This window comes from Streptomyces sp. NPDC090106, from assembly GCF_044747265.1.
GTDB lineage: Bacteria > Actinomycetota > Actinomycetes > Streptomycetales > Streptomycetaceae > Streptomyces.
The window spans coordinates 711,493-736,659 of the sequence record NZ_JBIVDS010000001.1 but is presented as its reverse complement, the minus strand read 5'-3'; the positions used below and the strand labels follow the sequence as shown (position 1 = coordinate 736,659).

Sequence of the window (25,167 nt, the reverse complement as noted above, 5' to 3'; positions counted from 1 at the left end):
GCCGTGCCCGGTGCCGCTGTGACCTGCCGGTGCCGTGACCAGGCGTCGCAGAGTGGCCTCAGCGCGCCTCCGTCCCCGCTTCCGCCCCTGTGCCCGGTGCCGCTGTGACCTGCCGGTGCCGTGACCAGGCGTCGCAGAGTGGCCTCAGCGCGCCTCCGTCCCCGCCTCCGTCCCTGTGCCCGTCTCCGCCGGCGCCTCCCCGAACCGGGCCAGTCCCAGCGCCCCCGCCACGGCCACCACGAACCCCAGCACCGCCAGCCACCCCAGCCCCTCCCGGGTGCGGTCCCCGAGCCACACCACCCCGACCAGCGCGGGACCCACCGTCTCGCCGATCACCATCGCGGCCGTCGCCGTCGTCACCGACCCCCGTTGCAGAGCCGACGTCAGACACAGGAACGCGGCACCCCCGCCCAACAGCAGGGCGTACACCGCCGGGTGCGTGAACAGCGCCGACGGGGCGAGCGAGTCGATCAGCCGGACCGCCACCTCCACCACCCCGAACCCCAGCCCGGCCCCCAGCCCCAGCAGCGGCGCCCGCCACCGCTCCGGCAGCCGCCCGCCGGCCAGACCCAGCAGCAGCACCCCCACGGCGACCCCGAGCAGCACCCACTTCAGCGCGGCCGGACCCTCCAGGTCACCCTCCGTCCCCGACGCCACCCCCAGCATCGCCAGCCCGGCGCACACCACCGCGACCGCACCCCACTCGGCACCGCTCAACCGCACCCGCAGCAGCCGCGCCGCGACCACCGCCGTCACCGCCAGGCTCGACGCCAGCGCCGCACCGACCGCGTAGATCGGCACCGACCGGAGCGCCACGACCTGAAGCAGGAACCCCAGCCCGTCCAGCGCCAGACCCGCCAGATACCGCCACTGCCGCAGCGCCCGCAGCAGCAGCGCCGCCTCCCCGCCGCCACCCGTCCCCGCGGACCGCGCCGCGACCGCCTGCAACACCGTCGCCGTACCGAAGCAGACCGCCGCACCGAGCGCACACACCATCCCAAAGAGCACAAAGCGACTGTAGGGGAGGTGTGAAGACAGACGGGTGCCCGCACAGCGACTCTCACCGATCTCTAGGCTGACCGCCGGACAATGGTCAGAGAAGATCCACGGGGGACAGGAACATGGCAGAGGCCCGGCGACGGCTGCGCTCCAGCACGGTCGTACTCGGCGGAATGGGAGTCGTCGCGGCGGCGCTGACCTCCTGCGGCTCCGAACCCGACCGCCGCTGCGTCGACCGCGACAGCTACACCTACGAGGGCTACAAGGTCGTCGCCGACAAGAACTGCAGGACCAGCACCTCCGGTTCCTCGTCCTCGTCGGGCAGCAGCCGGAAGAAGACGTCCGGCACGGGCAAGAGCACCGACGCCGCCTGGTACTACGACGCCGACGTCAGCAAGGGCCGCGCCGACTACGGCACCTTCAGCAAGGGCGAGGCTGTCGACCGGGGCGGCTTCGGCTGCTCCGGCGGCAGCAGCGGCGGCTGAGCCCCCGGGACCCACGCCATGGAACGACGCACCATAGACCCCCGCCCCGACTGGCAGCGCACGGTCGAGGAGCAGGGGCTCGTCTACCCGCTCACCCGCTACCCCGACGACTCGCTGCGCCCCTACTGGGACGAGAGCGCCTGCTACGTCTTCTCCCTCGACGAGGTCGAGGCGCTGGAGGAGGCCGTCGAGGAACTCCACCGCATGTGCCTGGCGGCAGCCGACCACATCGTCACCGAGAACCGCTTCGCCGACCTCGGCATCACCGACCCCGACGTCGTCGACGCGGTCGCCGAGGCCTGGCGCCGACGCGCCGAACTCCCCTCCCTCTACGGCCGGTTCGACCTGCGCTACGACGGCACCGGCCCCGCCAAGATGCTGGAGTACAACGCCGACACCCCCACCTCCCTCGTCGAGGCCGCCTCACCCCAGTGGTTCTGGATGGAGGAGCGCTTCCCCGGCGCCGACCAGTGGAACTCCCTCCACGAACGCCTCGTCGCCGCCTGGCGCAAGCAGGCCCCGCTGCTCCCGCCCGGCAGCCCCCTGTACTTCGCCTACTCCTCCGCCGACGAACTCGGCGAGGACCTCATGACCGTCGCCTACCTCCAGGAGACCGCCGACCAGGCCGGACTCGACACCGCCTGGATCTCCATGGAGGAGATCGGCTGGGACCGCCTCTCGGGCCGCTTCGTCGACAAGCGGCTCCGCTTCATCCGCAGCTGTTTCAAGCTCTACCCCTGGGAATGGCTGACCACCGACCGCTTCGCCGGCCACGTCCTCGGCACCCTCGACAACGGCGGCGGCACCGGCACCACCCTGTGGATCGAACCCGCCTGGAAGATGCTCCTCAGCAACAAGGCCCTCCTGGCGATCCTCTGGGAGCTGTACCCCGGCCACCCCAACCTCCTGCCCGCCTACCTCGACGGCCCGAGGGAGCTCGCCGCGACCACCGGCTATGTCGCCAAGCCGCTGCTCGGCCGCGAGGGCGCCGGCGTCACCGTCCACGAACCCGGCGCCGCCCCCGTCCCGCGCGAGGAGCCCTGCTGCTACCAGGAGCTGGCGCCGCTGCCCGACTTCGACGGCAACCGGGTCGTCCTGGGCGCCTGGGTCGTCGAGGACGAGTCCGCGGGCCTCGGCATCCGGGAGTCCTCCGGCCTGATCACCGACGAGTACGCACGCTTCCTGCCCCATGTGATCCTTTGACGCGTAACCGCCTTATGCGATCCTCCCGCGCACCACAATGATCGGCCCCACTGTCGGCGGAGAGGGGCGAACGGTGAGCGGCACGGCCACGGTGGCGAGCGGATATGTCTTCGATCCGTCCTGGGAGAGCGAGCACAGCCGGCTGTGCTCCCTGGAGGAGATCTACGACGGCCAGACCCGCCACCGGCTGACCGAACTGGGGATCACCGAGGGACAGCGCTGCCTGGAGGTCGGCTGCGGCGCCGGCAGCGTCGCCCGCTGGCTGGCCCGGCAGGTCGGCGCCGCCGGACAGGTCCTCGCCGTCGACGTCGACACCCGCTTCGCCGGCAGCCACACGCTCGACAACCTGGAGGTCCGCCGCCACGACATCGTCACCGACGACCTCCCCGAGGCCTCCTTCGACCTCGTCCACGCGCGCGCCGTGCTGGAACACCTTCCCGACCGCGACGAGGCACTGCGGCGCATGGTCGCCGCCACCCGGCCCGGCGGCTGGGTCGTCGTCGAGGACTTCGACATCGACGGGCCGATGTACCCGGCCGCCGCCCGCTACTACCCGCCGGGCTTCACCGAGGTCGCCGAACGCCTCGGTCGCGCGCTCCGGGCCGCCTTCACCGGCGCCGGCGTCGACATAGGCACCGGCCGCGCCCTGGCCCGGGAACTGGCCGACGCCGGTCTCACCGACATCGGCGCCGAGATCCACGCCCCCGTGCTCACCGGCGGCACCGCCGCCTTCTTCCCCCTCACCCTGCGCTCCCTGCGCCCGCGCCTGCTGGCCACCGGAGAAGTCACCGACGCCGACATCGAGACCGTCATCGACCTCACCAAGAGCCACGGGACCACGTACGTGCCCACCTTCATGGTCCTCGCCTGGGGCCGCAAAGCGCCCTGAGCCGCACCCGGTCACCACGGCGGGGAGCAGGGTCCCGCCGTCGCTCGCATGGTGGACGGACACCCGTCGCCCCGCGGCCCGGCGGGTAGGCTGGCCACGGGCCGTGACTGGCGCGCTGGGATGGGACGGACCATCGGGGAGCGGCCCGGGATCGACAGAGTGCCGTGCGCCTGGGCCGAACCGTGAATCGTGACCGCAACCCGCCACGCCGTCCGGAGGCCGCACATGTCCGAGCAGCAGCCCCTGTCCACCGAGTCCACCGCCTTCCGCGCCGCACTCGACGTGATCCGCGCCGTCGAGCCGCGCGTCGCCGACGCCATCGGCCAGGAGGTGCACGACCAGCGCGAGATGCTGAAGCTGATCGCCTCCGAGAACTACGCCTCCCCGGCCACCCTCCTCGCGATGGGCAACTGGTTCAGCGACAAGTACGCCGAAGGCACCGTGGGCCGCCGCTTCTACGCGGGCTGTCGCAACGTCGACACCGTCGAGTCCCTCGCCGCCGAGCACGCCCGCGAACTGTTCGGCGCCCGCCACGCCTACGTCCAGCCGCACTCCGGCATCGACGCCAACCTCGTCGCCTTCTGGGCCGTCCTCGCCGACCGCGTCGAGGTGCCCTTCCTGGAGAAGACCGGCGCCCGCCAGGTCAACGACCTCAGCGAGGCCGACTGGGCCGAACTCCGCCAGGCCTTCGGCAACCAGCGCATGCTCGGCATGTCCCTCGACGCCGGCGGCCACCTCACCCACGGCTTCCGCCCGAACATCTCCGGCAAGATGTTCGACCAGCGCTCCTACGGCACCGACCCCGCCACCGGCCTCATCGACTACGACGCCCTGCGCGCCCAGGCCCGCGACTTCAAGCCGCTGGTCATCGTCGCCGGTTACTCCGCCTACCCCCGGCTGGTGAACTTCCGCCTCATGCGGGAGATCGCCGACGAGGTCGGCGCGACCCTGATGGTCGACATGGCGCACTTCGCCGGCCTCGTCGCGGGCAAGGTCCTCACCGGCGACTTCGACCCGGTGCCGCACGCCCAGATCGTCACCACCACCACCCACAAGTCGCTGCGCGGCCCGCGCGGCGGCATGGTCCTGTGCGACGACTCCCTCAAGGACCAGGTCGACCGCGGCTGCCCCATGGTCCTCGGCGGCCCCCTCCCGCACGTCATGGCCGCGAAGGCCGTCGCCCTCGCCGAGGCCCGGCAGCCCTCCTTCCAGTACTACGCCCAGCGCATCGTCGACAACGCCCGCGCGCTGGCCGAGGGCCTGACCCGGCGCGGTGCCACCCTCGTCACCGGCGGCACCGACAACCACCTCAACCTGATCGACGTGGCCGGCTCCTACGGCCTCACCGGCCGGCAGGCGGAGGCGGCGCTGCTGGAGTCCGGCATCGTCACCAACCGCAACGCCATCCCCGCCGACCCGAACGGCGCCTGGTACACCTCCGGCATCCGTATCGGCACCCCTGCCCTGACCACCCGGGGCCTCGGCACCGCCGAGATGGACGAGGTCGCGGGCCTCATCGACCGCGTCCTGACCACCACCGAGCCCGGCACCACCAAGTCCGGCGCCCCCTCCAAGGCCGCGCACATCCTGGACGCCAAGGTCGCCGACGAGATCTCCCACCGCGCCACCGACCTCGTCGCCGGCTTCCCGCTCTACCCCGAGGTCGACCTCGGCTGACGGCGGCCTGCCTCCGACGCCCGCACCACACTGTCCAGTTGTCAAGGAACGGCGGCTCTTCAAGACCGCTGAGCTGCTGACGCGTCCTCCCACGCGGCGGACCGGCCTACCGCCGGCCCGCCGCGCGGCGTATCAGCCGCGCCCCACCGACACCCGCCCCGACGCCCACGACCCCCACGACCACCCGGAGTCGGGCCCTCACAGATCCCTCAGTTCCTGACGGGGCCCCCGCTCCCGGTCCCGCCACCGCCGCAGCAGCGCCCGGGCCGACTCCGGCAGCCGTGTGACGGAGGACCGCAGCGTCAACGCCAGCACCGCACCGGCCACCAGCCCCGGCACCACCCACGGCCAGTCGGCGCCGTCCGGCGAGACGCCCGTCCCGCCCCCGTCATGGACCGGCCCCGCCGCCGGAGCCGTGGCCGCCGTCGCCCGCTCGCCCCGGGCCGCACCCATCACCCCCAGCTCCTGGAGCAGCTCGCGGAGTTGACCCGGTTCCTCGGCGCGGTGCCAGAGGCCGTTCGCCGAGGTGTTCAGATCCTGGGCGGTGTGTATCCAGACGTCCTTGGTGCCGTCCGCCGCATAGAGCTGGTCGACCCGCCACGGCGACACGTCGTGCGCCATCCACGTCACATTGATCATCCGGCCCACCGGATCCGCCTCGGGCGGCTTCACCGCCGCGCCCCGGCCCGGTTCGCCGAGCAGCTCGGCCAACTCGCCGTACTCCTCGTCCGAGTTGTACAGCGCCGCTGTCTGCGCGCTCTGCGGCGAGACGATCAGCACGCTCGTCGGACCCCCGGCCGAGGCCGGACCCGCGCCCGCCAGGACCAGTGCGAGCACCCCCGCCAGCACCCCGGCCGTCGCTGCCGGGCGCCGACAGCCGCCTCGCACCCCGCTCGTGTCCCTGCGCATCAGAACCCCCAACTCGCCGATGCCCCGCGGTCCGTGCCCACGGCGTGAACCGCATGTCACTTCTGGTACACCGCTCGGCCCGCCGGGGTTCCCACTTCGCGCCGACCGATCCGACCGATCCGACCGATCCGACCGAACCGGACGAGTCGGCCGGCCTACCGCGCTCCGCCCCCAGACGGCCCCCGCAGCGACTGCGCGATCTCCACCGCCCGGGCCCGCGACGCCACGCCCTCCAGCCGCAGCGTCACCGCGTCAGCCGCCCCGTCGCAGCGGCACCCCCACAGCAGGGTCGGCCCTGCCGTCCGCTCCTCGCGGGTGTAGCGCCCGCCGTCCGCGTCCACCAGCCAGAAACCCAGCAGATGCGGGCGCGGGAACCACAGCGCCGTCCGGTCGGCGGACGAACCGGAGGAACCAGATGAACCGGAGGAACCAGGGGCACCGTCGGAGTCCGCCGCCAGCGTCAGCCACTGCGGCTGCTCGCGGACGGTCTTCACGAAGCCGATGTCCAGCCGGGCCGGGTACTCGTCCAGGCGGACCGTCCGGCCCCGCTCGCGCCAGCACAGCGTGACCAGGACACGCCCGCCGGGCCCACCGCTGACGGACACCGTGTCCGGAGCGCCGAGCGCCTGCGGCACCAGCGGCTCGAACCCGGCCCGCCGCCCGGCCTCGGCGAGCGACACCGGCCGGCCGCACCCGGGCACCGCGGCGTCCGCCGAAGGCGTCGCCGACGGGTCGTACCGCACCTCGACCCCGCCGAAGTCGAACCAGTCGTAGACCGCCGCGCGAACCGGAGGGGTCAGCGCGAGGACCGTCAGCAGTCCGCACAGCGTCGCCGTCAGGGCACGCCACCGCCGGCGCGTCCACCGCCGTACCGCCCGCAGCCGCTCCCCGGCCACCGGCGGCTCGGCCACCGGGACGGGGAGACGCTCGGCGAGTATCTGCTGGAGCACCCGCTCGACCATCGTCTCGGAGGCGTCCGCGCCGGACGGGTCCAGGGACCGGCCCAGCGCCCGCAGCTCCTCGGGCAGGGGACCCGGCTCCCGCCCGGCGTGTCCGTCCCGTCGCTCACTCACGCTCGTCACCTCCCTCCCGGGGCTGGAAGTCCGGCAGCAGCCTGCCCAGTTTCTTCAGTGCGCGGTTCAGCCGGGACTTCACCGTCCCGCGGGGCCAGCCCAGGGCCTGGGCCGTCTCGGCCTCGTCCATCTCCAGGAGGTAGCGGTAGGTCACGACCAGCCGGTGCTCCTCGCTCACCTTCTCCAGAGCGGCCTCCAGCGACCGGCGGCGCTCCGTCTCCAGCGCCGCGACCGCCGGGTCCGCCGACTCCGGTATCGACGGCTCCGCCCGCACGAAGGCCGCCTCCCGGCCCGCGAGCGTGCGCTGCCGGATCGCCGTACGCACTGTGTTCCTCGTCTCATTGGCGACGATCGACAGCAGCCACGGCCGGAACGCCGACCCGTCCCTGAACGTCCCCAGCGCGCAGTACGCCTTGACGAACGCCTGCTGCACCACGTCCTCCGCGTCCGCACCCGCCCCGAACACCCGCGCCGCCCGCAGGGCGATGCCCGTATGGGCACGCACCAGCTCCGCGTACGCCTCCGGCTCACCGGCGCGCACCCGGGCGATCACCGCGGCCTCATCGACGATGCGGCCCCCCTCCCGCGTTCTCACACCCTTGTTACACCGCGGGGGACGGATCGGTTCCCACCTGTTTCCGACCAGTTCCGGATCGGGCCCCGACACCTGAGAGAATGGTGAACATGGCCTCTGAAAGTCCTCGCGTGCTCTCCGGAATCCAGCCCACCGCGGGCTCGTTCCACCTCGGCAACTACCTCGGCGCGGTCCGCCAGTGGGTGGCCCTCCAGGAGTCCCACGACGCGTTCTACATGGTCGTCGACCTGCACGCGATCACCGTCCCGCAGGACCCGGCGGACCTCAGGGCCAACACCCGGCTCGCCGCCGCCCAGCTCCTCGCGGCCGGCCTCGACCCGGAGCGCTGCACGCTCTTCGTCCAGAGCCATGTCCCCGAGCACGCGCAGCTCGCCTGGGTCTTCAACTGCCTCACCGGCTTCGGCGAGGCGTCCCGGATGACGCAGTTCAAGGACAAGTCCGCCAAGCAGGGCGCCGACCGCGCCAGCGTGGGCCTGTTCACGTACCCGATCCTCCAGGTCGCGGACATCCTGCTCTACCAGGCCAACGAGGTCCCCGTCGGCGAGGACCAGCGCCAGCACATCGAGCTGACCCGCGACCTCGCCGAGCGCTTCAACGGCCGCTTCGGCGAGTCGTTCACGATCCCGAAGCCGTACATCCTCAAGGAGACGGCGAAGATCTACGACCTCCAGGACCCGTCGATCAAGATGAGCAAGTCGGCGTCCACGCCGAAGGGCCTCATCAACCTCCTCGACGACCCGAAGACCACGGCCAAGAAGGTCAAGAGCGCGGTCACCGACACCGACACCGTGATCCGGTACGACACCGAGAACAAGCCCGGTGTCAGCAACCTGCTCACCATCTACTCGACCCTCACCGGAAAGACCGTCGCCGAACTGGAGCGGGACTACGAGGGCAAGATGTACGGTGCGCTCAAGACGGACCTCGCCGAGGTCATGGTCGACTTCGTGACGCCCTTCAGGGAGCGCACCCAGCAGTATCTGGACGACCCGGAGACGCTGGACTCGATCCTGGCCAAGGGGGCGGAGAAGGCGCGTGCCGTCGCGGCGGAGACGCTGGCGCAGGCCTACGACAAGGTCGGCTTCCTGCCGGCCAAGCACTGACGCACACCGTCGCACACGCGTACCACCGGGCAGAGCGCTGCACATCACTACGGTTGCGCCTGCCCGGAGCACAGCCGTGGCCGTACAGTCGATAGCCGACGGCCGACAGAAACCGAACCGTCATGACGACAGGAGACGACGTGGGGACCGTAACGATCGGCGTGTCGATCGCGGTCCCGGAGCCTCACGGCAGCGAGCTTCAGGAGCTGCGCGCGGGCTTCGGCGACGCCGCGGCGCACGGCATCCCCACGCATGTCACCCTGCTGCCGCCGACCGAGGTCGACGGCGGTGAACTGCCCGCCATCGAGGCGCATCTGACCGAGGTCGCAGCGGCCGGCCGCGCGTTCCCGATGCGGCTGTCGGGCACCGGGACCTTCCGGCCGCTGTCCCCGGTCGTCTTCGTGCGGGTCGCCGAGGGCGGCGAGGCGTGCGCCTGGCTCCAGAAGCAGGTCCGTGACGCCTCCGGCCCCGTCGCCCGCGAGCTGCAGTTCCCCTACCACCCGCACGTCACCGTGGCGCACGGCATCGACGAGGACGCCATGGACCGCGCGTTCGCGGACCTCGCCGACTACGAGGCCCACTGGCCGTGCACCGGCTTCGCCCTCTACGAGCAGGGTGCCGACGGGGTGTGGCGCAAGCTGCGCGAGTACACCTTCGCGACCGGCACCGTCGTACCGCCCCAGGCCTCCCCCGTGGACCGCGGCGGCATCCCCACCTGCTAGGGCGCGGCACGCCCTCAGGCCAGGGCGCGGCACCGGCGCCTCCTCCGGCTACAGCGACAGCCGCCGGAACAGCTCGCGCGGCGCGTGCCGCAGCAGCGACATCACGGCCCGCAGCGAACCGGGCACCCACACCGTCTCCGAGCGGCGCCGCAGCCCCAGTTCGACGGCCGTCGCCACCTCCTCCGGGGTCGTCGACCAGCGGCTCCCGGGCAGGTCCGAGGCGGCCCGTGCGCCCACGAACCCGGGGCGTACGACCATGACGTGCACGCCCGTCCCGTGCAGCGCGTCGCCCAGCCCCTGGGCGAAGGCGTCGAGGCCGGCCTTGCTGGAGCCGTAGACGAAGTCGGCGCGCCGGGCCCGCTCCCCGGCGACCGAGGAGAGCACCACCAGCGAGCCGTGCCCCTGCGCCTGCAACGCGCGCGCGGAGACCAGCCCCGCCGACACCGCGCCCGTGTAGTTGGTCTGCGCGACCCGCACCGCGCCCGCCGGTTCGCGTTCGTCGCGCGCCTGGTCGCCCTGGATGCCGAAGGCGAGCAGCACCAGGTCGACGTCCCCCTCGGCGAAGACCTTGCCGAGGGCCGTCTCGTGGGAGTCGGGGTCCAGCGCGTCGAAGGCCACGGTGTGCACCTCGGCGCCCAGGCCGCGCAGTTCGGCCGCCGCCCGGTCCAGCGCGGGCGAGGGGCGTCCCGCCAGCCACACCGTGCGGGTGCGGCGGGCCACCAGGCGGCGCGCGGTGGCCAGCGCGATCCGCGAGGTGCCGCCGAGGACGAGCAGGGACTGGGGGAGGCCGAAGGCGTCCTTCACGGCAGCAGCTCCTAGGTGGGTCCTGTGGGGCGGGTCTAGAGGGCGAGGCGGCGGGACAGGTCCGAGACGAACGTCCCGCGCGGGTCGAGTTCGGCGCGCAGGTTCCGGAACTCGCCGAGGCGCGGGTACATCGCCGCGAGCAGCTCGGGCCGCAGCCGGGAGTCCTTGGCGAGGTGGACGCGCCCTCCGGCGGCGGCGACCTCCTCGTCCAGTTCGTCGAGGAAGGCGCTGAGCCCCGCAAGCCCGGCCGGGAGGTCCAGGGCGAGCGTCCAGCCCGGCACGGGGAACGACAGCCAGCCCGGATCGGCGTCCCCGAACCGCCTGAGCGCGGCCAGGAGGGACGGGCAGCGCCGCTCGGCCAGCCGCCGCACGATCCGCCGCAGGGCCTCCTCCTGCCCGTACCCGACGGTGAACTGGTACTGCACGAAGCCGCCCCGGCCGTAGAGCCGGTTCCAGTGGGGCAGCGCGTCGAGGGGGTGGAGGAAGGCGGACAGGCGGCGGAGCCGGCCGGTGCGCGCCTCGGGCGCCGCGCGGTACCGCAGTTCGTTGAACCAGCCCACGGTGCGGCGGCTCAGCAGGCCCTCCGGGAGGAGCGCGGGCGGGGCCGGGAGCCGGCCGGGGCGGAAGGCGAGCGGCTCCCTTCGCGCGCGCGTGCCCGCGCCGAGCGCCTCCAGGGGTGCGTGGTCGCCGCGGGTGAGCACCGCGCGGCCGGTCTGCGCGCCGCGCGCCAGCAGGTCGATCCAGGCGACCGCGTAGCGGTGGCGCGGCTCGCCGGCCGACAGCCGGTCCAGGAGGTCGTCGAGGTCGTGGGCCCGCTCGGTGTCGACGAGCATCAGGGAGGTCTCCACCGGCTGGAGCTGCACCGTCGCGGTCAGCACGGCGCCGGTCAGCCCGAGGCCGCCGGTGGTCGCGTCGAACAGGGGCGTGCCGCGGCCCACGGTGCGGACCTCGCCGTCGGCGGTGAGGAGTTCCAGCGACAGGACGTGGCGCGAGAAGGAGCCGGAGACGTGGTGGTTGCCGCCGTGCACGTCCGTGGCGACGGCCCCGCCGACGGTCACGTACCGGGTGCCGGGCGTCACCGGCAGGAACCAGCCAAGTGGCAGCAGTACGCGCGTCAGCCGGTGCAGGGAGACGCCCGCGTCGCACAGGACGATGCCGTTGGCGGCGTCGATGACGTGGATCCGGTCCAGGCCCGTCATGTCGAGCACCGCGCCGCCCGCGTTCTGCGCCGCGTCCCCGTGGGCCCGTCCCAGGCCCCTGGGGATGCTTCCGCGGGTTCCTCCGCCTCTGACGGCCGCCGCGGCCTCCTCGTAGGTCCTGGGGCGGATCAGGCGGGCCGTCGTGGGGGCCGTGCGGCCCCATCCGGTGACGGAGGCGGTCACGGAACGGGTTGCGGCAGACATGCCGGAGACCGTATCGCCCTTAAGGGGGAGAAAGGGTATAAACGTGCCCGTCGTGGGGAGGTGCCACGCTTCCGGGGTACTCGCACCGTGGTCCTCCACGGCGTTCACACCCTTCCCGCCGTTCGACCCCACCTCCCCGAGGGCAGATTCGGATCATGGACTGGCTGAAGAAACTCCCCGTCGTCGGACCGGCACTGGCCCGGCTGATGGCCACGCACGCGTGGCGGTCGTACGAGCGGCTGGACCGGGTGAAGTGGACCCGGCTGGCCGCCGCGATGACGTTCATCAGCTTCATCGCCCTGTTCCCGCTGCTGACCGTGGCCGCCGCGATCGCCGCGGCGACCCTCAGCGAGTCGCAGCAGGACGACCTTCAGGACAAGATCGCCGACCAGGTGCCCGGCATCTCCGACCAGCTCGACATCCACGGCCTGGTCGAGAACGCGGGCACCGTCGGTCTCATCGCCGGCGCCCTGCTGCTCGTCACCGGCATCGGCTGGGCCGGCTCCATGCGCGAGTGCCTGCGCGCGGTGTGGGAGCTGCCCGACGACACCGACAACCCGGTCCTGCGCAAGGCCAAGGACCTCGGCATCCTCTTCGGCCTCGGCGGCGCCATCCTGATCACGATCGTCGCCTCCACCGTCGGCTCCGCCCTGGTCGGCTGGATCAGCGACGAACTCGGCATCGACCGCCAGGGCTGGGGCGCCGTACTGCTGCGCGCGGCGGCCTTCCTGATCGCCGTCCTCGCCGACTTCCTCGTCCTGCTGTACGCCCTGACCCTGCTGCCCGGCGTCGAACCGCCGCGCCGCCGGCTGCTGGTCGCGGCACTGATCGGCGCGGTCGGGTTCGAACTGCTCAAGCTGCTGCTGAGCGGCTACATGCAGGGCGTCGCCTCGAAGAGCATGTACGGCGCGTTCGGCGTCCCCATCGCCCTGCTGCTGTGGATCAACTTCACGTCCAAGCTGGTCCTGTACTGCGCCGCCTGGACGGCCACGCCCAGCGAGGCGGGAGAGGAACAGGAAGAGGAACAGGAACAGGAACAGGAACAGGAACAGGAACAGGAACAGCGGGACGTCAGTGGCGGCGACGTACCAGATCCGGCAGCGGCCAGCGGCGGTTGACCAGGAACGCGCCCGCCGCGAGGAGCACCAGCACCCCGCCGGTGATCGCGAGGGCCGTGCCGATGCCGCCGGAGCCCGAGGCGGCCGTGGCGCTCGCCACCGGCGAGGCGGAGGCCCCGTCGGCGCCGCCCGCCTCACCGGTGGCGTTCGCGCCGGGCTGGGCACTCGGCTGCGACGCGCTCCTCGGCGCGACCAGCTCACCCACCGCCTCGACCTTGCCCGCGGCCTTGAAGCCCCAGTCGAAGAGCTTGGCGGTCTCCTTGTAGACCTCGTTGTGCTCGTTCTTCTCCGGGTTCATGACGGTGACGAGCAGCACCTTGCCGCCGCGCTCGGCGACCCCGGTGAAGGTCGAACCCGCGTTCGTCGTGTTGCCGTTCTTGACGCCCGCGATGCCCTGGTAGACGTCGATGTCCGAGTCACCCGACAGCAGCCTGTTGGTGTTCTGGATCTCGAAGGTCTCGCGGACCGTCTTGCCCTTCTTGTTCTTCTTCGTCTCGCCCGGGAACTTCGCGGTCACCGTCGAGCAGTACTCGCGGAAGTCCTTCTTCTGGAGCCCGGAGCGGGCGATCAGCGTCAGGTCGTAGGCGCTGGAGACCTGGTGCGCGGCGTCGTAGCCGTCCGGCGTCACCACGTTCGTGTCGAGGGCCTGGAGCTCCTCGGCGTGCTCGTTCATGTCCGCGACGGTGTTCTTGACGCCGCCGTTCATCGCCGACAGCACATGCACGGCGTCGTTGCCGGAGCGCAGGAAGACACCCAGCCACAGATCGTGGACCGTGTACGTCTCGCCCTCCTTTATCCCGACCATGCTGGAGCCGGACCCGATGCCCGCGAGGTCGGTGGGGACCACCTCGTGCTCGGTCGTGCTCGGGAACTTCGGCAGGACCGTGTCCGCGAACAGCATCTTCATCGTGCTCGCCGGAGCCAGCCGCCAGTGCGAGTTGTGCGCCGCGAGCACCTCACCGGACTCGGCGTCGGCCACGATCCACGACCGCGCGGTCAGGTCCTTGGGCAGCACCGGCACCCCGGTCGCCAGATTCACCTGTGTCCCGGCCTGCCCGAGCCGGGCGCCGCCGACGCTCGACATGTTCGCGGGCGGCGTGGCCGACGGCGACGTCGAGGGACTCGGCGCGGCGAACGCGGGCGCGGCGGTCAGCACGAGGGACGACGCGAGGGACGTCAGGACGGCGGAGGCGACCAGCAGGGAGCGCCTGACGGTCTTCTGAGGAGCGGGCACGACGGGAAACGTACATGCCACGCGAGGGGAAGTCCCACCGGCCTCCCCACCCCCGGCCCGGAACCGGACACCCGGCGGAGATACTGGGGTCATGAAGCTCAGCCGCCCCGTCTCCTGGTTCCTGCTCGCCTTCGGGGTGTGGAGCTGGATCATCTGGATCACTTTCGTCAAGAATCTCGTCAACGACGGCAGCGGGCTCGCGTTCGACGACGCGGGCGACCCGACCGCGTACTTCTGGGTGCACCTGGTGCTGGCCGTCGTCTCCTTCGTATTGGGGACGGCCGTCGGGGGCATCGGGTTGCGCGGGGTGCGCGCACTGCGCCGGAACTCATAGCCCGGCACGGGAGTTCGATCTCCGTGGTCATCTTCTTCGCGCTTGCCGCCCTGGCCGTCCTGGTGACGGCCAACTGGTACCTGTGGCGCCGTCTGTTCCGTGACACCACCAGCCGGGCGGGCTGGGCCAGGCGCACGGGCGCGGCGGTCGTCGCCGGTGGCTGGGTGCTCGCCGTCGGCGCGCTCGTCGCCGAGCGCGCGGGCGCCCCGTTCTGGCTCCAGCGCGTCCTGGCCTGGCCCGGTTTCCTCTGGCTCGCCCTCTCGATCTACCTGCTGCTGGGCGTCCTCGCAGGCGAGGCCGTACGGCCGCTGCTGCGCCGCCACCTGGAGCGGCGGGACCGGCGTGCGGCGCCCGCCGGGATCGCCGTGCCGCAGCCGGAGACCGTGCCCGCGGGGGCGCCGCCCGAGGAGCCGCCGCCCGCCGCCGCACCCGAGCCCGGGCCCTCCCGGCGGCTGTTCGTCTCGCGGGTCGTCGCGGGCGCCGCCGCGACCGCCGCCGTCGGCACCGTCGGATACGGCACCTACGGGGTGCTGCGCGGGCCGCGCGTCAAGCGGGTCACCGTGCCGCTCGCCCGGCTGCCGCGCGCCGCGCACGGCTACCGGATCGCCGTCGTCAGCGACATCCACCTCGGTCCGGTGCTCGGCCGCGGCTTCGCGCAGACCGTCGTCGACACGATCAACTCCACCCAGCCCGACCTGATCGCGGTCGTCGGCGACCTGGTGGACGGCAGCGTCAAGGACCTCGGCCCCGCCGCGGCCCCGCTCGCCGGGCTCAAGGCACGCGACGGCGCGTTCTTCGTCACCGGCAACCACGAGTACTTCTCCGGTGCCGAGGAGTGGGTCCGGCAGGTGCGGCGGCTGGGCATCGACCCGCTGGAGAACGAGCGCACGGAACTGCCCTACTTCGACCTCGCCGGTGTCAACGACATCGCGGGGGAGAGCTACGGCCAGGGCCCCGACTTCGCGCGGGCCCTCGGCGACCGGGACACCACGCGCGCGTGCGTGCTCCTCGCCCATCAGCCGGTGCAGATCCACGACGCCGTCGAGCACCGTGTCGATCTCCAGCTCTCCGGCCATACCCACGGCGGCCAGCTCTGGCCCGGCAACCTCCTCGCGTCCGCCGCGAACCCCACCCTCGCGGGCCTGGACCGGTACGGCGACACGCAGCTGTACGTCAGCCGCGGCGCCGGCGCCTGGGGGCCGCCCACGCGCGTGGGCGCGCCGTCGGACGTCACGGTGATCGAGCTGGCGTCGAAGCAGGCCTGAACCCGCCGTACGGACCGGACGGCCGGGTTCCCGGCGGACTCTGTGGGAGGACTGTGAAATCTGCCGGTAATCGCTTGCGGCAATGAGTTCCTCAACTCTCAAAATCCCTCTTCCCCAGGTGAAACCCGTGTGATTAGGTGAGCCGCGCCACTAGGGGAGTGGCATCTGGGGCAGGGGCCGGCGGGCCCGGGGAGAGGGCACACCGATGCGATCGGTTCGCATACGGATTCTCGCGACGCTGCTGGTGCTGGCGGCCGTGGGAGTGGGCGGCTGGCAGCTGATGCCGTCGCAGGAGGACACCGGCAAGGCCATCAAGGTCGGCACGACGGACGTGGTCACCTCACTGGACCCGGCGGGCGCCTACGACGCCGGTTCCTGGGCGTTGTACAGCAACGTCTTCCAGTCGCTGCTGACCTTCGAGGCGGGCGGCGCCAAGCCGGTGCCCGACGCCGCGCGGAGCTGCGACTTCACGGACAGCGGGCTGAAGACGTACCGCTGCACGCTGCGCGACGGGCTCACCTTCCCGAGCGGGCGGGCGATGACGGCCGAGGACGTCAAGTACTCCTTCGACCGCGTCAAGAAGATCAAGTCGGACGTCGGTCCCTCCTCGCTCCTGGACACCCTGAAGTCGGTGACCGCGAAGGACCTGACGGTCACCTTCACCCTGTCCTCGCCGGACGCCACCTTCCCGTTCAAGGTGGCCACCGGCGCCGGTTCGATCGTCGACCGCGACAAGTACCCGGCGGACGGACTGCGCACCGACAACGGCATCGACGGCACCGGGCCGTACAAGCTCACGTCGTACACGAAGGGGACCTCGGCCGTCCTGTCCCCGAACGGCGCCTACGAGGGCGCGATCGAGGACGCCGGCCGACCGGTCGACCTGCGCTACTACAAGGACGCGGCCACGCTGGAGAAGGCGTGGAAGGCCCGGCGGATCGACGCCGCCACCCGGCAGCTGCCGCCCGAGGCGCTCGCCGCGCTCAACCCGAGCGACCCCTCCACACGGGTCTCCGAGGCCGACAGCTCCGAGGTCCGCAACCTGTACCTCAACACCCGTTCCTCCTCGCCGCTGCACGACACCGCCGTGCGCCAGGCGATGGCCTGGCTGGTCGACCGTGAGCGGCTGGCCGCCACGGTCTACGACGGCACCGTCGACCCGCTGTACTCGCTGATCCCGGCGGGCATCACCGGCCACACCACGTCCTTCTTCGACGCCTACCCCGAGCAGAGCGCCGCCAAGGCCCGCGCCCTGCTCGAAGAGGCGGGCGTCCGGACACCCGTCACCTTCACCTACGGCTACGCCACCGGACGCGGCGCCGCCGACAAGGAGGCCAAGGAGCTCAAGCGGCAGCTGGAGGCGAGCGGCCTGTTCAAGGTCACGCTCAAGGGCTACGAGTGGACCGACTTCCAGAAGCGCTGGGCGGGCGGCAAGCTCGACGCCTACGCGGTGGGCTGGGTCGCCGACTACCCGGACGCCGACACCTACGGCGGCCCGCTCGTCGGCAGCAAGAGCACCATGAACACCGGGTACGCCAGTGCCGACATCGACCGGCTGATCAAGGCCAGCCAGCGGTACGCCGACCGCGGCAAGGCCGCCGACGACTTCCGGTCCGTCCAGGACACGGTCGCCCGCGACGTGCCGGTCATCCCGCTCTGGCAGGCCAAGGAGTACGTCGTGACCAGCGAGGACGTCGGCGGCGGCCAGTATCTCTCCGACGGCACCGGGGTGTTCCGGCTGTGGCGGCTGAACTGGATCTGACGTGATCCGGCGGCACCGGCATGCGCCCGAGTGACACGCGGGGGCCACTCAACGCAGCACCATGTGACGGAGGTGTGCGCGGGGTGAGGAGCGAACGTGCTGAGACGCAACGCCTTCCGGCTGCCCCGGCATCCGGCTTCCGTCGGTCTCGCCAGGCGCCGGGTGCGGGACCATCTGGCCGACTGGGGCCACGGCCCCGACGACCCGGCGCTGGCCGACGCCGTCCTGCTGGTGTCCGAGCTGGCCACCAACGTCGTACGGCACGGCCCGCTCCAGGAGCGTGAGTTCGAGGTCGCGGTCACCGCGCTCGCCGACGGCTCCTGTCTCGTCGAGGTCTCCGACGAGGGCCGGCTGGAGCCCCGGCTGCGGCTGGTCGGCGCATGGGAGGAGACCGGCCGCGGACTCCACCTGGTGGAGAACATCGCCACCGCCTGGGGCGTCTGGAACAGGGGCCACCACGGCAAGACGGTCTGGGCCCTGATCACCCGCCCCCACGCGACCGCACCTCCGGCCGACTGAGCCCACGCAGCCCCTTGCCGCGCGGCCCCGCGCAGTCCCTTGCCGCGCGCCCCCGGCCCATGGTCCGGCCGCCCTTCGGCGGTTCCGTCCGGCGGTGTTTTCGGGCGTCTCCGCCCGGTACGCGCCGGGGCCTTGCGTCCGGCGGTGTTCTCGGGCCTCCGCCCCGCACGCGCTGGGCCGTGCGCCCGGCGGTCTTCTCGGGCCTCCGCCCCGGCGTTCTGTCCGGCCGTCCCTTCGGCCTTCTGCCTGGCCTTCCGCTGGCCCGGGCCCAGCCTCGGCCCTTGCCGGGGTTTTGCGTCCGGCGGTGTCTTCGGGCCTCCGCCCGGTACGCGCCCGGGCGTTCTGTCCGGCCGTCCCCTCGGCGTTCCGTCCGGCCGTCCCCTCGGCCCTCCGCCGGGCCGTCCCCTCAGCTCTCCGCCCGGCCTTCCGCCCGCCCGGGCCCAGCCTCGGCCCCTGCCGTGGCCCTCTCGCCAGGCGGCCCGCCGCGGTCCCTTCTCCAGCCCGTCTCGGCCCAACCCGGTCACCCAGCCCGGTCGCCCGACCCGCCCGCCTCGGCCCTACCCGCCCGCCTCGGCCCGGCCCGGTCACCCGACCCGCTCCCTGCCCGACCTCACCCCGTCCGCGCCTCGGCCCGACCTCACCCCCGTCCGTGCCTCAGCCCGACCTCACCCCCGCCCGCGCCTCACGAACGCACAGGCAAGGTGACCGTCACCGCCAAGCCCTCGCCGGGGTGCGTTCGTACCGTCACCTCGCCGCCGTGGGCGTGGACCACGCCCTGGACGATGGCCATGCCCAGGCCGCTGCCCGCGCCGCCGCCCGCCCGGAAGAAGCGGTCGAAGACGCGGGCCGCGTCCTCGGGGGCGAGACCGGGGCCCTCGTCCGCGACGCACAGGCGCACGACCCCGTCGGCCCGTTCCAGGGCGAGCCGGACCGGCACGTCGGCGGGGGTGTGGGTGCGCACGTTGCCCAGCAGATTGCCCAGCACCTGGCGCAGCCCCGACTCGTCGGCGTGCACGAGGAGCGCGCCCTCCGCGGCGACGGTCAGGGGCCGTTCGGGCTGCTGGACCCGCAGGTCCTCCGCGGCGTCCCGCACCAGACGGCTCAGGTCGACGTTCCGGAACCGGAGTTCGGGCTGCTGGTCCAGCCGGGCCAGGGTGAGCAGCTCGTCCACCAGGCGCCCCATCCGGTCCGCCTCCGCCATGACCCGGTCCCAGGCCCGCTTGCGTTCGGCGGGCTCGCGCAGCATGCCCTTGTCGTAGAGCTGGAGGTAGCCGCGTATCGCGGACAGCGGGGTGCGCAGTTCGTGCGAGGCGTCGGCGACGAAGCGGCGCAGCTGGGAGGCGCTGCGCTCGCGCGTGCGGTACGCCGACTCCACCTGGTGGAGCATGGAGTTGAGGGCGAGCCGCAACTGCTCGACCTCCAGGGTGGCCTCGCGGCTGGACGGCACCCGCCGGGTCAGATCCCCCTCGGCGATCGCCGACGACGTCTCCACCATGTCCTCCAGGGGCCGCATCCGCCGCCGCACGCTGAACATGGTCAGACAGGCGAGCAGCACCAGCAGCAGCGTCCCTATGGCGAGGTCCAGCCGTACGGCCTTGGCGATGCCCTTGTGGACGGCCTCGGTGGACGTGGCCAGCAGGATGTACGTGCCGTCGGTGAGCCGGATCGCGGTGGCCCGATAGGCGTCGCCGCGCACCTCGATGTCGTGCGGCTCGGTGTCGAGGGCCAGCGCGCGCGGGTCGTCCACCGCGTCGGCGAGGTCCTGCTGGACGTCGCTCGGGGTGAGATCGCCCATCGAGACGATGGCGCCCCGTCCGTCGACGACGCTGATGATCTGGTCGGGGCGGGCCTCGCCGCCGTCCTGCATGAGGAACCGGTCCCGCACGATCGACAGCTCGCTCAGCCCGTCGATCACGTCCATCGTCAGCCCTGAGCCGCTCAACGAGCTCCGGGTCTGCGCCAGTTCGGAGTCGATCTGGTCCAGCAGGTAGTACCGCATGCCCATCACGCTCACGACGGTCGCCGCGATCACCCCGAGCGCGAGCAGCACCACGTTGGCCAGCGTGAGCTGGAAGCGCAGCGAGTGCACATGGACGCCGCGGCCCCCGGCCGACGACGGCCGCAACCCCGGGCAGGGCGGCTTGAGGCCGGGCGGCGGAAGCCTCATGCGAGCCCGTACCCCACCCCGCGCCGGGTGGTGATCACCGGCGGCCCCAGCGTGTCCAGCTTGCGCCGCAGATAGCTGATGTACGTCTCCACGACCGTCGACTCGGGCGGCGCGTGCTCGTACTGCCAGACGTGGCGCAGGAGTTGCTCCTTGGGCACGATCCGTCCGCCGTTGCGCACCAGGAACCGCAGCAGGGCGTACTCGGTGGGCGTCAGCTCGACGGTGCGGCCCGCGCGGTGCACCGAGTACGTCGTCTCGTCCAGCTCCAGGTCGCCGTAGCGCAGGTGGGGCCGCTCGGGCAGGACGTCGGCGGGCCGGGTGCGGCGCAGGACGGCCGTGACACGGGCGACGACCTCGTCGATGTTGAACGGCTTGGTGATGTAGTCGTCGCCGAAGCCGAGCGCGCCGACGATCTCGCCCGGCGAGTCACGGGCGGTCAGGAAGACCAGCGCGATGCCGGGCCGTTCGGCGCGCAGCCGGCGGCCCAGCGCGCGCCCGTCGCCGTCGGGCAGCATGACGTCGAGGAGCGCCGCGTCCGGGCGGGTGCGCTCCACCAGGTCGAGCGCCTCACGGACGGTGCCCGCGACCATCACCTCGAAGCGGTGGTAGCGCAGGGCGATCTCCAGGACGTCGGCGATGCTCACCTCGTCCTCCACGACCAGCACGGTGCCCGGCCCCGGTGCCGCCGCTCCTGTCCCCGCCCCTGTCCCCGCTCCTGCGTTGCCCCCAGTCATGCCCTCAGTATCGGCGGAGCCACTGACAGCCGGGCAGGCCCGGCGCTTTGGAGTTCCTTGAGAGTCCCTCGCACCGGGTGTCCGTGCCCGGGTGCCGCCGCCAATCCTGTTGCCAGGACCTGGGGGACCAACCGACGAGCTACTGGGGAGTGTTGAGCGTGGCGGCATTGGCACGGTGGTGCTATCGGCACCGGCTGGTGGTCCTGTTCCTGTGGGTGGGGGCGTTGTTCGGGCTCGGTGCGGCCGGTTCGGCCGCGGGCACCGACTACGCGAACGTCTTCTCCCTCCCGGACACCGACTCCAAGCGCGCGTACGACCTGATGACGAAGGCGTTCCCGCAGAGCGCGGGCGACACCGACACGGTGGTGTGGAAGGTCGACGAGGGGTCGGTGCGGGACGCGTCCGTACGGTCCCGGATCGAACCCGCCCTTGAGGAGATCGGGGCGATGAAGGGGGTCGGCGAGGTCACCAGCCCCTACGCGGAGGACGGCGGCGCAGCGCAGATCAGCGGGAACGGGCGGATCGCGTACGCCCAGATCACCTTCGCCGAGCAGGCCAACGCCGTCCCCAAGGAACTGGTCCAGGACGTCGTGGACACCGCGCGGGCCGCCGCCGGGGACGGCCTCCAGGTCGAGCTGGGCGGTCAGGCCATCGCCCGCACCCAGGAGCCGCCGCAGGGCACCGCGGAACTCGTCGGCGTCCTGGCCGCCGCGGTCGTCCTCTTCCTGGCCTTCGGGTCGCTCTTCGCGATGCTGCTGCCGATCATCGTGGCGATCGCGGGCGTCGGCACCGGCATGATGTCGACGTCCCTGCTCAGCCATGTCACCGACGTCCCCGAAGTGGCCCCGCTGCTCGGCTCGTTGATCGGCCTCGGCGTCGGCATCGACTACGCCCTGTTCATCGTCACCCGGCACCGGCGCGGCATCCTGCGCGGCGACGACCCCGAGGAGGCGGCGGTCACCGCCCTCAACACCTCGGGCCGCGCCGTGCTGTTCGCGGGCGGCACCGTCTGCATCGCCCTCGCCGGCATGCTCGTGATGAACATGCGGTTCCTGGACGGCGTGGTCATCGCCACGTCCCTCACCGTCGTGCTGAGCGTGCTCGCCGCGATCACCCTGCTGCCCGCCCTGCTCGGTCTGCTCGGCCCGCGCGTGCTCAGCCGCCGGCAGCGGCGCCGCCTCGCGGCCACCGGCCCTGAGCCCGTGGAGGCCTCGGGCCTGGCGGCGCGCTGGTCGTCGTACGTCCAGAAGCGCCCCCGGTCGGTCGCCGCGCTCGCCTTCGTGGTCATGCTGATCCTCGCCGTGCCCGTGCTGTCGATCCGGCTCGGCGCGACCGACCAGGGCAACCACCAGGAGTCCCAGACCACCCGGCAGGCGTACGACCTGCTCGCCGAGGGCTTCGGACCGGGCTTCAACGGGCCGCTCCAGGTGGTCGTCCCGAAGGGCGACGCCCAGGCGCTCGCCGCGAGCATCGAGTCCACCGAGGGCGTCGCGCAGGTGGCCGCGATGCCGCCCGCGAACGGGATCTCCGTCATCCAGGTCGTGCCGACGACGTCACCGCAGTCCGAGCGGACGGACCAGCTCATCGACCGGCTGCGCGACGACGTCATCCCGGCGTCCGGCACCGAGGCCCATGTGGGCGGGGTGACCGCGGTGTTCAAGGACTTCGCGGCGGTCACCGGCGAGCGGCTGCCCTACTTCGTCGCCGCGATCATCGGCCTGGGCTTCCTGCTGCTCCTGATCGCCTTCCGGTCGATCGTGGTGCCGCTCACGGCGGCCCTGATGAACCTGATCGCGGCGGCGGCCTCCTTCGGCGTCCTCGTCGCGATCTTCCAGTGGGGCTGGGGCACGGAACTGATCGGCATCGGCAAGGAGGGCCCGATCACCGCGTTCCTGCCGGTCATCATGCTCTCGCTGCTCTTCGGCCTCTCCATGGACTACCAGGTCTTCCTGGTCAGCCGGATGCACGAGGAGTGGGTGCACACCAAGGACAACGCACGCGCGGTCCGCGTGGGCCTTGCGGAGACCAGCCGGGTCATCAACTGCGCGGCCCTGATCATGATCTGCGTGTTCAGCGCGTTCGTGCTGAGCGGCGACATGGAGGGCGCCATGGCGGGCATCGGACTGGCCGCCGCGGTCGCCCTGGACGCCTTCATCCTGCGGACGGCCCTGGTGCCCGCCGCGATGCACCTGCTCGGCAACTCCAACTGGTGGCTGCCCCAGGGCCTGGAGAAGCGCCTGCCGCACCTGGCTGTCGAGCCCAAGGAGGACGAGACGCCGGCCGTGGAGGCGCCCGCCCCGGACGGCCCCTCCTCGGTCGTCCACGGCTTCGTACGCGGCCCCCAGGGCGAGCCCGTCGCGGACGCCTCGGTGACGCTGCTGACGCGCGGAGGACGCCAGCTGGACCGGGTGGTGACCCTCGCGGACGGCTCCTACATCGTGTCGGTGCCCGCCCCGGGGACGTACCTCCTGGCGGCCACGGCACCCTCGTACGCCTCCCGCGCGGGGCACGTCGAGGTCGGGGAGGGGCCGCTGGTGCACGACGTGGAGCTGGCCGAGGGCGAGGTCGACGCGGTGAACTGACGCCGCCGCGAGAGCATCCCGCTCAGGACTTCCCGCCGGGGTCCGGCAGCACCTTCGTCATCCCCGGCAGGAAGTCCGTGAACAGCTCGTGCACCTCCCGTACGAGGGGCCGCAGCACCCGGAAGCGGGCGAGGGACACCCCGCGCGCGGTGAGCCGGGCGCCGCGGTCCGCGAGCCGGTAGCTGCGCTCGCGGCCCTCGGTCCGGTCGAAGATCCAGTACAGGACGAGGCCCATCTGGGAGAGCCACATCAGCTCCGGCAGGACGTCCCTGAGCTCATCGGGAACCTTCGTCCTCGTCGCGCCCGCCAGGACCTCACGGTGGACGCTGATCGCCGCCACGCGCGCGGGCTCCGCCTCAGGGGAGAACGGGCTGAGCGGACTGTCGGGATCGGCGGCGTTCTTGAAGAACTGCACCGCGAACTCGTGGTACGGCGTCGCGATGTCCAGCCACGCCCGCAGCACACCCGCGAGACGGGCCTCCAGGTCGCTCTCCCGCGCCAGGATCTCCCGGACGGCCACCTGGTGCTCGGCGGCGATCCGGTCGTAGAACCCCTGGATCAGGTGTTCCTTGCCGTCGAAGTAGTAGTACGCGTTGCCCACGGAGACCCCGGCCTCCTGGGCGATGGCCCGCATGGTCGTCTTGTCGTAGCCGCGCTCACGGAACAGCCGCATGGCCGTCTCCAGGATCAGGGCACGGGTCTGTTCGGACTTGCTGGACGGCACGCCTTCGCCGTCGACGTTCTTCGCGGGCACGAGGAGCAAGGGTAATGAACAGGAGGAGATCCCCGCCCGCATGTCATTCTGCCCCGGTGAGCACAGTCGAGATACACGTGGAAGTCGCCCCTTCGCTGGCCCTGTTCGTGCCGCACGGACGCCGGGAGGGACCCACCCCGCTCGCCGTCGACGGTGTGTCCACGCTGGGCCATGTCGTCGAGTCCCTCGGAGTCCCGCTCACCGAGGCCGGGACCCTCCTCGTGGACGGCGGGGAGGTTCCCGTCTCCCACGTCCCGGCCGCCGGCGAGCACGTCACCGTACGGGCCGTCGAACGCCCCCAGCAGGTGCCCGGCGCCCCGCTGCGCTTCCTCCTCGACGTCCACCTCGGCACCCTCGCCCGCCGCCTGCGCCTGCTCGGCGTGGACGCCTCCTACGAGTCGGCGGACCCCGGGGACCCGGCCCTCGCGGCGCTCTCCGCCGCCGAACGGCGGGTCATGCTCAGCCGGGACCGCGGGCTGCTGCGCCGCCGCGAACTGTGGGCGGGCGCCTACGTCTACAGCACCTCGCCCGAGGAGCAGCTGCGCGACGTCCTGGGACGGTTCCGTCCCGCCCTGCGCCCGTGGACCCGCTGCACCGCCTGCAACGGCACGCTCCGCGCGGCCACCAAGGAAGAGGTCGCCGACCGGCTCGCGGACGGCACGCAGCGCTCGTACGACGTGTTCGCCCAGTGCGGGGACTGCGAGCGCGCCTACTGGAAGGGCGCGCACCACGAACGGCTGGAGGCCGTCGTGGAACGCGCCCTCGCGGAGTTCGCGTCCTGAGCGGCCCGGCTCGATGCCGGCCTGAGCGGCCCGGCCCGGTTCCCGCCCTGAGCG

23 protein-coding genes and 1 riboswitch are annotated in these 25,167 nt (G+C 72.5%); of the genes, 13 read left to right on the top strand and 10 right to left on the bottom strand.

The features are described from left to right. Positions 1 to 144: 144 nt before the first annotated feature. Positions 145 to 996 carry a DMT family transporter gene (locus ACIPSE_RS03290; RefSeq protein WP_401657656.1) on the bottom strand — a complete coding sequence of 284 codons (852 nt, stop codon included), beginning with the start codon at positions 994 to 996 and terminating at the stop codon, positions 145 to 147. A gap of 125 nt (positions 997 to 1,121) precedes the next feature. Here ACIPSE_RS03290 and ACIPSE_RS03285 point away from each other — a divergent pair, with 125 nt between their 5' ends. The 4 genes from ACIPSE_RS03285 to ACIPSE_RS03270 all read left to right on the top strand — a co-directional run bounded on the left by ACIPSE_RS03285 (position 1,122) and on the right by ACIPSE_RS03270 (position 5,253). Next, entirely contained in the window at positions 1,122 to 1,484 is a 363-nt protein-coding gene (locus ACIPSE_RS03285) for a hypothetical protein (protein ID WP_401656857.1), read from the top strand. A gap of 18 nt (positions 1,485 to 1,502) precedes the next feature. Further along, on the top strand, positions 1,503 to 2,687 hold the full coding sequence (locus tag ACIPSE_RS03280) for a glutathionylspermidine synthase family protein (protein WP_401656855.1): 1,185 nt from the start codon (positions 1,503 to 1,505) through the stop codon (positions 2,685 to 2,687). A gap of 73 nt (positions 2,688 to 2,760) precedes the next feature. After that, on the top strand, positions 2,761 to 3,576 hold the full coding sequence (locus ACIPSE_RS03275) for a methyltransferase domain-containing protein (RefSeq protein WP_401656853.1): 816 nt from the start codon (positions 2,761 to 2,763) through the stop codon (positions 3,574 to 3,576). 93 nt (positions 3,577 to 3,669) lie between these two features. Next, a riboswitch (ZMP/ZTP riboswitch) is annotated at positions 3,670 to 3,759 on the top strand. A 42-nt stretch (positions 3,760 to 3,801) separates the two neighbouring features. Further along, complete coding sequence (locus tag ACIPSE_RS03270; protein WP_401656851.1) at positions 3,802 to 5,253, top strand: glycine hydroxymethyltransferase; 1,452 nt, start codon at positions 3,802 to 3,804, stop codon at positions 5,251 to 5,253. A 198-nt stretch (positions 5,254 to 5,451) separates the two neighbouring features. Here ACIPSE_RS03270 and ACIPSE_RS03265 read toward each other — a convergent pair whose 3' ends face one another. The 3 genes from ACIPSE_RS03265 to ACIPSE_RS03255 all read right to left on the bottom strand — a co-directional run bounded on the left by ACIPSE_RS03265 (position 5,452) and on the right by ACIPSE_RS03255 (position 7,830). Further along, positions 5,452 to 6,162 (bottom strand): hypothetical protein, encoded by a 711-nt coding sequence (locus tag ACIPSE_RS03265; protein WP_401656848.1) that lies wholly within the window; start codon positions 6,160 to 6,162, stop codon positions 5,452 to 5,454. A gap of 155 nt (positions 6,163 to 6,317) precedes the next feature. Further along, positions 6,318 to 7,235, bottom strand: a complete 918-nt coding sequence (locus ACIPSE_RS03260) for a hypothetical protein (protein ID WP_401656846.1) — start codon at positions 7,233 to 7,235, stop codon at positions 6,318 to 6,320. Further along, positions 7,228 to 7,830: an RNA polymerase sigma factor gene (locus tag ACIPSE_RS03255; protein WP_401656844.1), complete on the bottom strand. Its 603-nt coding sequence runs from the start codon at positions 7,828 to 7,830 to the stop codon at positions 7,228 to 7,230. The genes ACIPSE_RS03260 and ACIPSE_RS03255 overlap by 8 nt, the downstream gene beginning before the upstream one ends. An 89-nt stretch (positions 7,831 to 7,919) precedes the next feature. On the opposite strand from ACIPSE_RS03255, the gene trpS reads away from it, so the two are divergent. Continuing rightward, positions 7,920 to 8,933 (top strand): tryptophan--tRNA ligase, encoded by a 1,014-nt coding sequence (gene trpS / locus ACIPSE_RS03250; RefSeq protein WP_401656842.1) that lies wholly within the window; start codon positions 7,920 to 7,922, stop codon positions 8,931 to 8,933. A gap of 140 nt (positions 8,934 to 9,073) precedes the next feature. Beyond that, positions 9,074 to 9,655, top strand: coding sequence for a 2'-5' RNA ligase family protein (locus tag ACIPSE_RS03245; RefSeq protein ID WP_401656840.1), 582 nt, complete (start codon positions 9,074 to 9,076; stop codon positions 9,653 to 9,655). Positions 9,656 to 9,703: 48 nt separating this feature from the next. On the opposite strand, the gene ACIPSE_RS03240 is transcribed toward ACIPSE_RS03245, so the two are convergent. After that, on the bottom strand, positions 9,704 to 10,459 hold the full coding sequence (locus ACIPSE_RS03240; protein ID WP_401656838.1) for a decaprenylphospho-beta-D-erythro-pentofuranosid-2-ulose 2-reductase: 756 nt from the start codon (positions 10,457 to 10,459) through the stop codon (positions 9,704 to 9,706). 35 nt (positions 10,460 to 10,494) lie between these two features. Then, positions 10,495 to 11,862, bottom strand: coding sequence for an FAD-binding protein (locus ACIPSE_RS03235; RefSeq protein WP_401656836.1), 1,368 nt, complete (start codon positions 11,860 to 11,862; stop codon positions 10,495 to 10,497). Positions 11,863 to 12,017: 155 nt separating this feature from the next. Here ACIPSE_RS03235 and ACIPSE_RS03230 point away from each other — a divergent pair, with 155 nt between their 5' ends. Beyond that, the gene (locus ACIPSE_RS03230; protein ID WP_401656834.1) at positions 12,018 to 12,980 is read left to right on the top strand and encodes a YihY/virulence factor BrkB family protein; all 963 of its coding nucleotides are present in this window, start codon (positions 12,018 to 12,020) and stop codon (positions 12,978 to 12,980) included. Here ACIPSE_RS03230 and ACIPSE_RS03225 read toward each other — a convergent pair. After that, entirely contained in the window at positions 12,934 to 14,214 is a 1,281-nt protein-coding gene (locus ACIPSE_RS03225) for a D-alanyl-D-alanine carboxypeptidase family protein (RefSeq protein WP_401656832.1), read from the bottom strand. The two genes, ACIPSE_RS03230 and ACIPSE_RS03225, sit on opposite strands and share 47 nt — an antisense overlap. A 91-nt stretch (positions 14,215 to 14,305) precedes the next feature. Between ACIPSE_RS03225 and ACIPSE_RS03220 the strand changes: the two genes are divergently transcribed. The 4 genes from ACIPSE_RS03220 to ACIPSE_RS03205 all read left to right on the top strand — a co-directional run bounded on the left by ACIPSE_RS03220 (position 14,306) and on the right by ACIPSE_RS03205 (position 18,094). Further along, positions 14,306 to 14,548, top strand: coding sequence for an SCO4848 family membrane protein (locus tag ACIPSE_RS03220; RefSeq protein WP_401656830.1), 243 nt, complete (start codon positions 14,306 to 14,308; stop codon positions 14,546 to 14,548). A gap of 23 nt (positions 14,549 to 14,571) precedes the next feature. Continuing rightward, positions 14,572 to 15,813 (top strand): metallophosphoesterase, encoded by a 1,242-nt coding sequence (locus ACIPSE_RS03215; protein ID WP_401656828.1) that lies wholly within the window; start codon positions 14,572 to 14,574, stop codon positions 15,811 to 15,813. A 205-nt stretch (positions 15,814 to 16,018) separates the two neighbouring features. Continuing rightward, positions 16,019 to 17,575: an ABC transporter substrate-binding protein gene (locus tag ACIPSE_RS03210; RefSeq protein WP_401656826.1), complete on the top strand. Its 1,557-nt coding sequence runs from the start codon at positions 16,019 to 16,021 to the stop codon at positions 17,573 to 17,575. A 96-nt stretch (positions 17,576 to 17,671) separates the two neighbouring features. Further along, positions 17,672 to 18,094, top strand: a complete 423-nt coding sequence (locus tag ACIPSE_RS03205; RefSeq protein WP_401656824.1) for an ATP-binding protein — start codon at positions 17,672 to 17,674, stop codon at positions 18,092 to 18,094. 682 nt (positions 18,095 to 18,776) lie between these two features. Here the strand turns inward: ACIPSE_RS03205 and ACIPSE_RS03200 are convergent. After that, positions 18,777 to 20,261: a sensor histidine kinase gene (locus ACIPSE_RS03200; RefSeq protein WP_401656822.1), complete on the bottom strand. Its 1,485-nt coding sequence runs from the start codon at positions 20,259 to 20,261 to the stop codon at positions 18,777 to 18,779. Beyond that, complete coding sequence (locus ACIPSE_RS03195) at positions 20,258 to 20,926, bottom strand: response regulator transcription factor (RefSeq protein WP_401657654.1); 669 nt, start codon at positions 20,924 to 20,926, stop codon at positions 20,258 to 20,260. Before ACIPSE_RS03195 ends, ACIPSE_RS03200 begins: the two co-directional genes overlap by 4 nt. A gap of 236 nt (positions 20,927 to 21,162) precedes the next feature. On the opposite strand from ACIPSE_RS03195, the gene ACIPSE_RS03190 reads away from it, so the two are divergent. Continuing rightward, positions 21,163 to 23,577: an MMPL family transporter gene (locus tag ACIPSE_RS03190; RefSeq protein ID WP_401657652.1), complete on the top strand. Its 2,415-nt coding sequence runs from the start codon at positions 21,163 to 21,165 to the stop codon at positions 23,575 to 23,577. A gap of 22 nt (positions 23,578 to 23,599) precedes the next feature. On the opposite strand, the gene ACIPSE_RS03185 is transcribed toward ACIPSE_RS03190, so the two are convergent. Further along, the gene (locus tag ACIPSE_RS03185) at positions 23,600 to 24,331 is read right to left on the bottom strand and encodes a TetR family transcriptional regulator (protein ID WP_401656820.1); all 732 of its coding nucleotides are present in this window, start codon (positions 24,329 to 24,331) and stop codon (positions 23,600 to 23,602) included. Positions 24,332 to 24,387: 56 nt separating this feature from the next. Here ACIPSE_RS03185 and ACIPSE_RS03180 point away from each other — a divergent pair, with 56 nt between their 5' ends. Then, positions 24,388 to 25,113, top strand: coding sequence for a Mut7-C RNAse domain-containing protein (locus ACIPSE_RS03180; RefSeq protein ID WP_401656818.1), 726 nt, complete (start codon positions 24,388 to 24,390; stop codon positions 25,111 to 25,113). The last annotated feature ends 54 nt before the right edge of the window (positions 25,114 to 25,167 follow it).

Coding starts and splice junctions, on each gene's coding strand:
- ACIPSE_RS03290 (WP_401657656.1), bottom strand. CDS start 996: ATGGTGTGTGCGCTCGGTGCGGCGGTCTGCTTCGGTACGGCGACGGTG.
- ACIPSE_RS03285 (WP_401656857.1), top strand. CDS start 1,122: ATGGCAGAGGCCCGGCGACGGCTGCGCTCCAGCACGGTCGTACTCGGC.
- ACIPSE_RS03280 (WP_401656855.1), top strand. CDS start 1,503: ATGGAACGACGCACCATAGACCCCCGCCCCGACTGGCAGCGCACGGTC.
- ACIPSE_RS03270 (WP_401656851.1), top strand. CDS start 3,802: ATGTCCGAGCAGCAGCCCCTGTCCACCGAGTCCACCGCCTTCCGCGCC.
- ACIPSE_RS03265 (WP_401656848.1), bottom strand. CDS start 6,162: ATGCGCAGGGACACGAGCGGGGTGCGAGGCGGCTGTCGGCGCCCGGCA.
- trpS (WP_401656842.1), top strand. CDS start 7,920: ATGGCCTCTGAAAGTCCTCGCGTGCTCTCCGGAATCCAGCCCACCGCG.
- ACIPSE_RS03235 (WP_401656836.1), bottom strand. CDS start 11,862: ATGTCTGCCGCAACCCGTTCCGTGACCGCCTCCGTCACCGGATGGGGC.
- ACIPSE_RS03230 (WP_401656834.1), top strand. CDS start 12,018: ATGGACTGGCTGAAGAAACTCCCCGTCGTCGGACCGGCACTGGCCCGG.
- ACIPSE_RS03220 (WP_401656830.1), top strand. CDS start 14,306: ATGAAGCTCAGCCGCCCCGTCTCCTGGTTCCTGCTCGCCTTCGGGGTG.
- ACIPSE_RS03210 (WP_401656826.1), top strand. CDS start 16,019: ATGCGATCGGTTCGCATACGGATTCTCGCGACGCTGCTGGTGCTGGCG.
- ACIPSE_RS03200 (WP_401656822.1), bottom strand. CDS start 20,261: ATGAGGCTTCCGCCGCCCGGCCTCAAGCCGCCCTGCCCGGGGTTGCGG.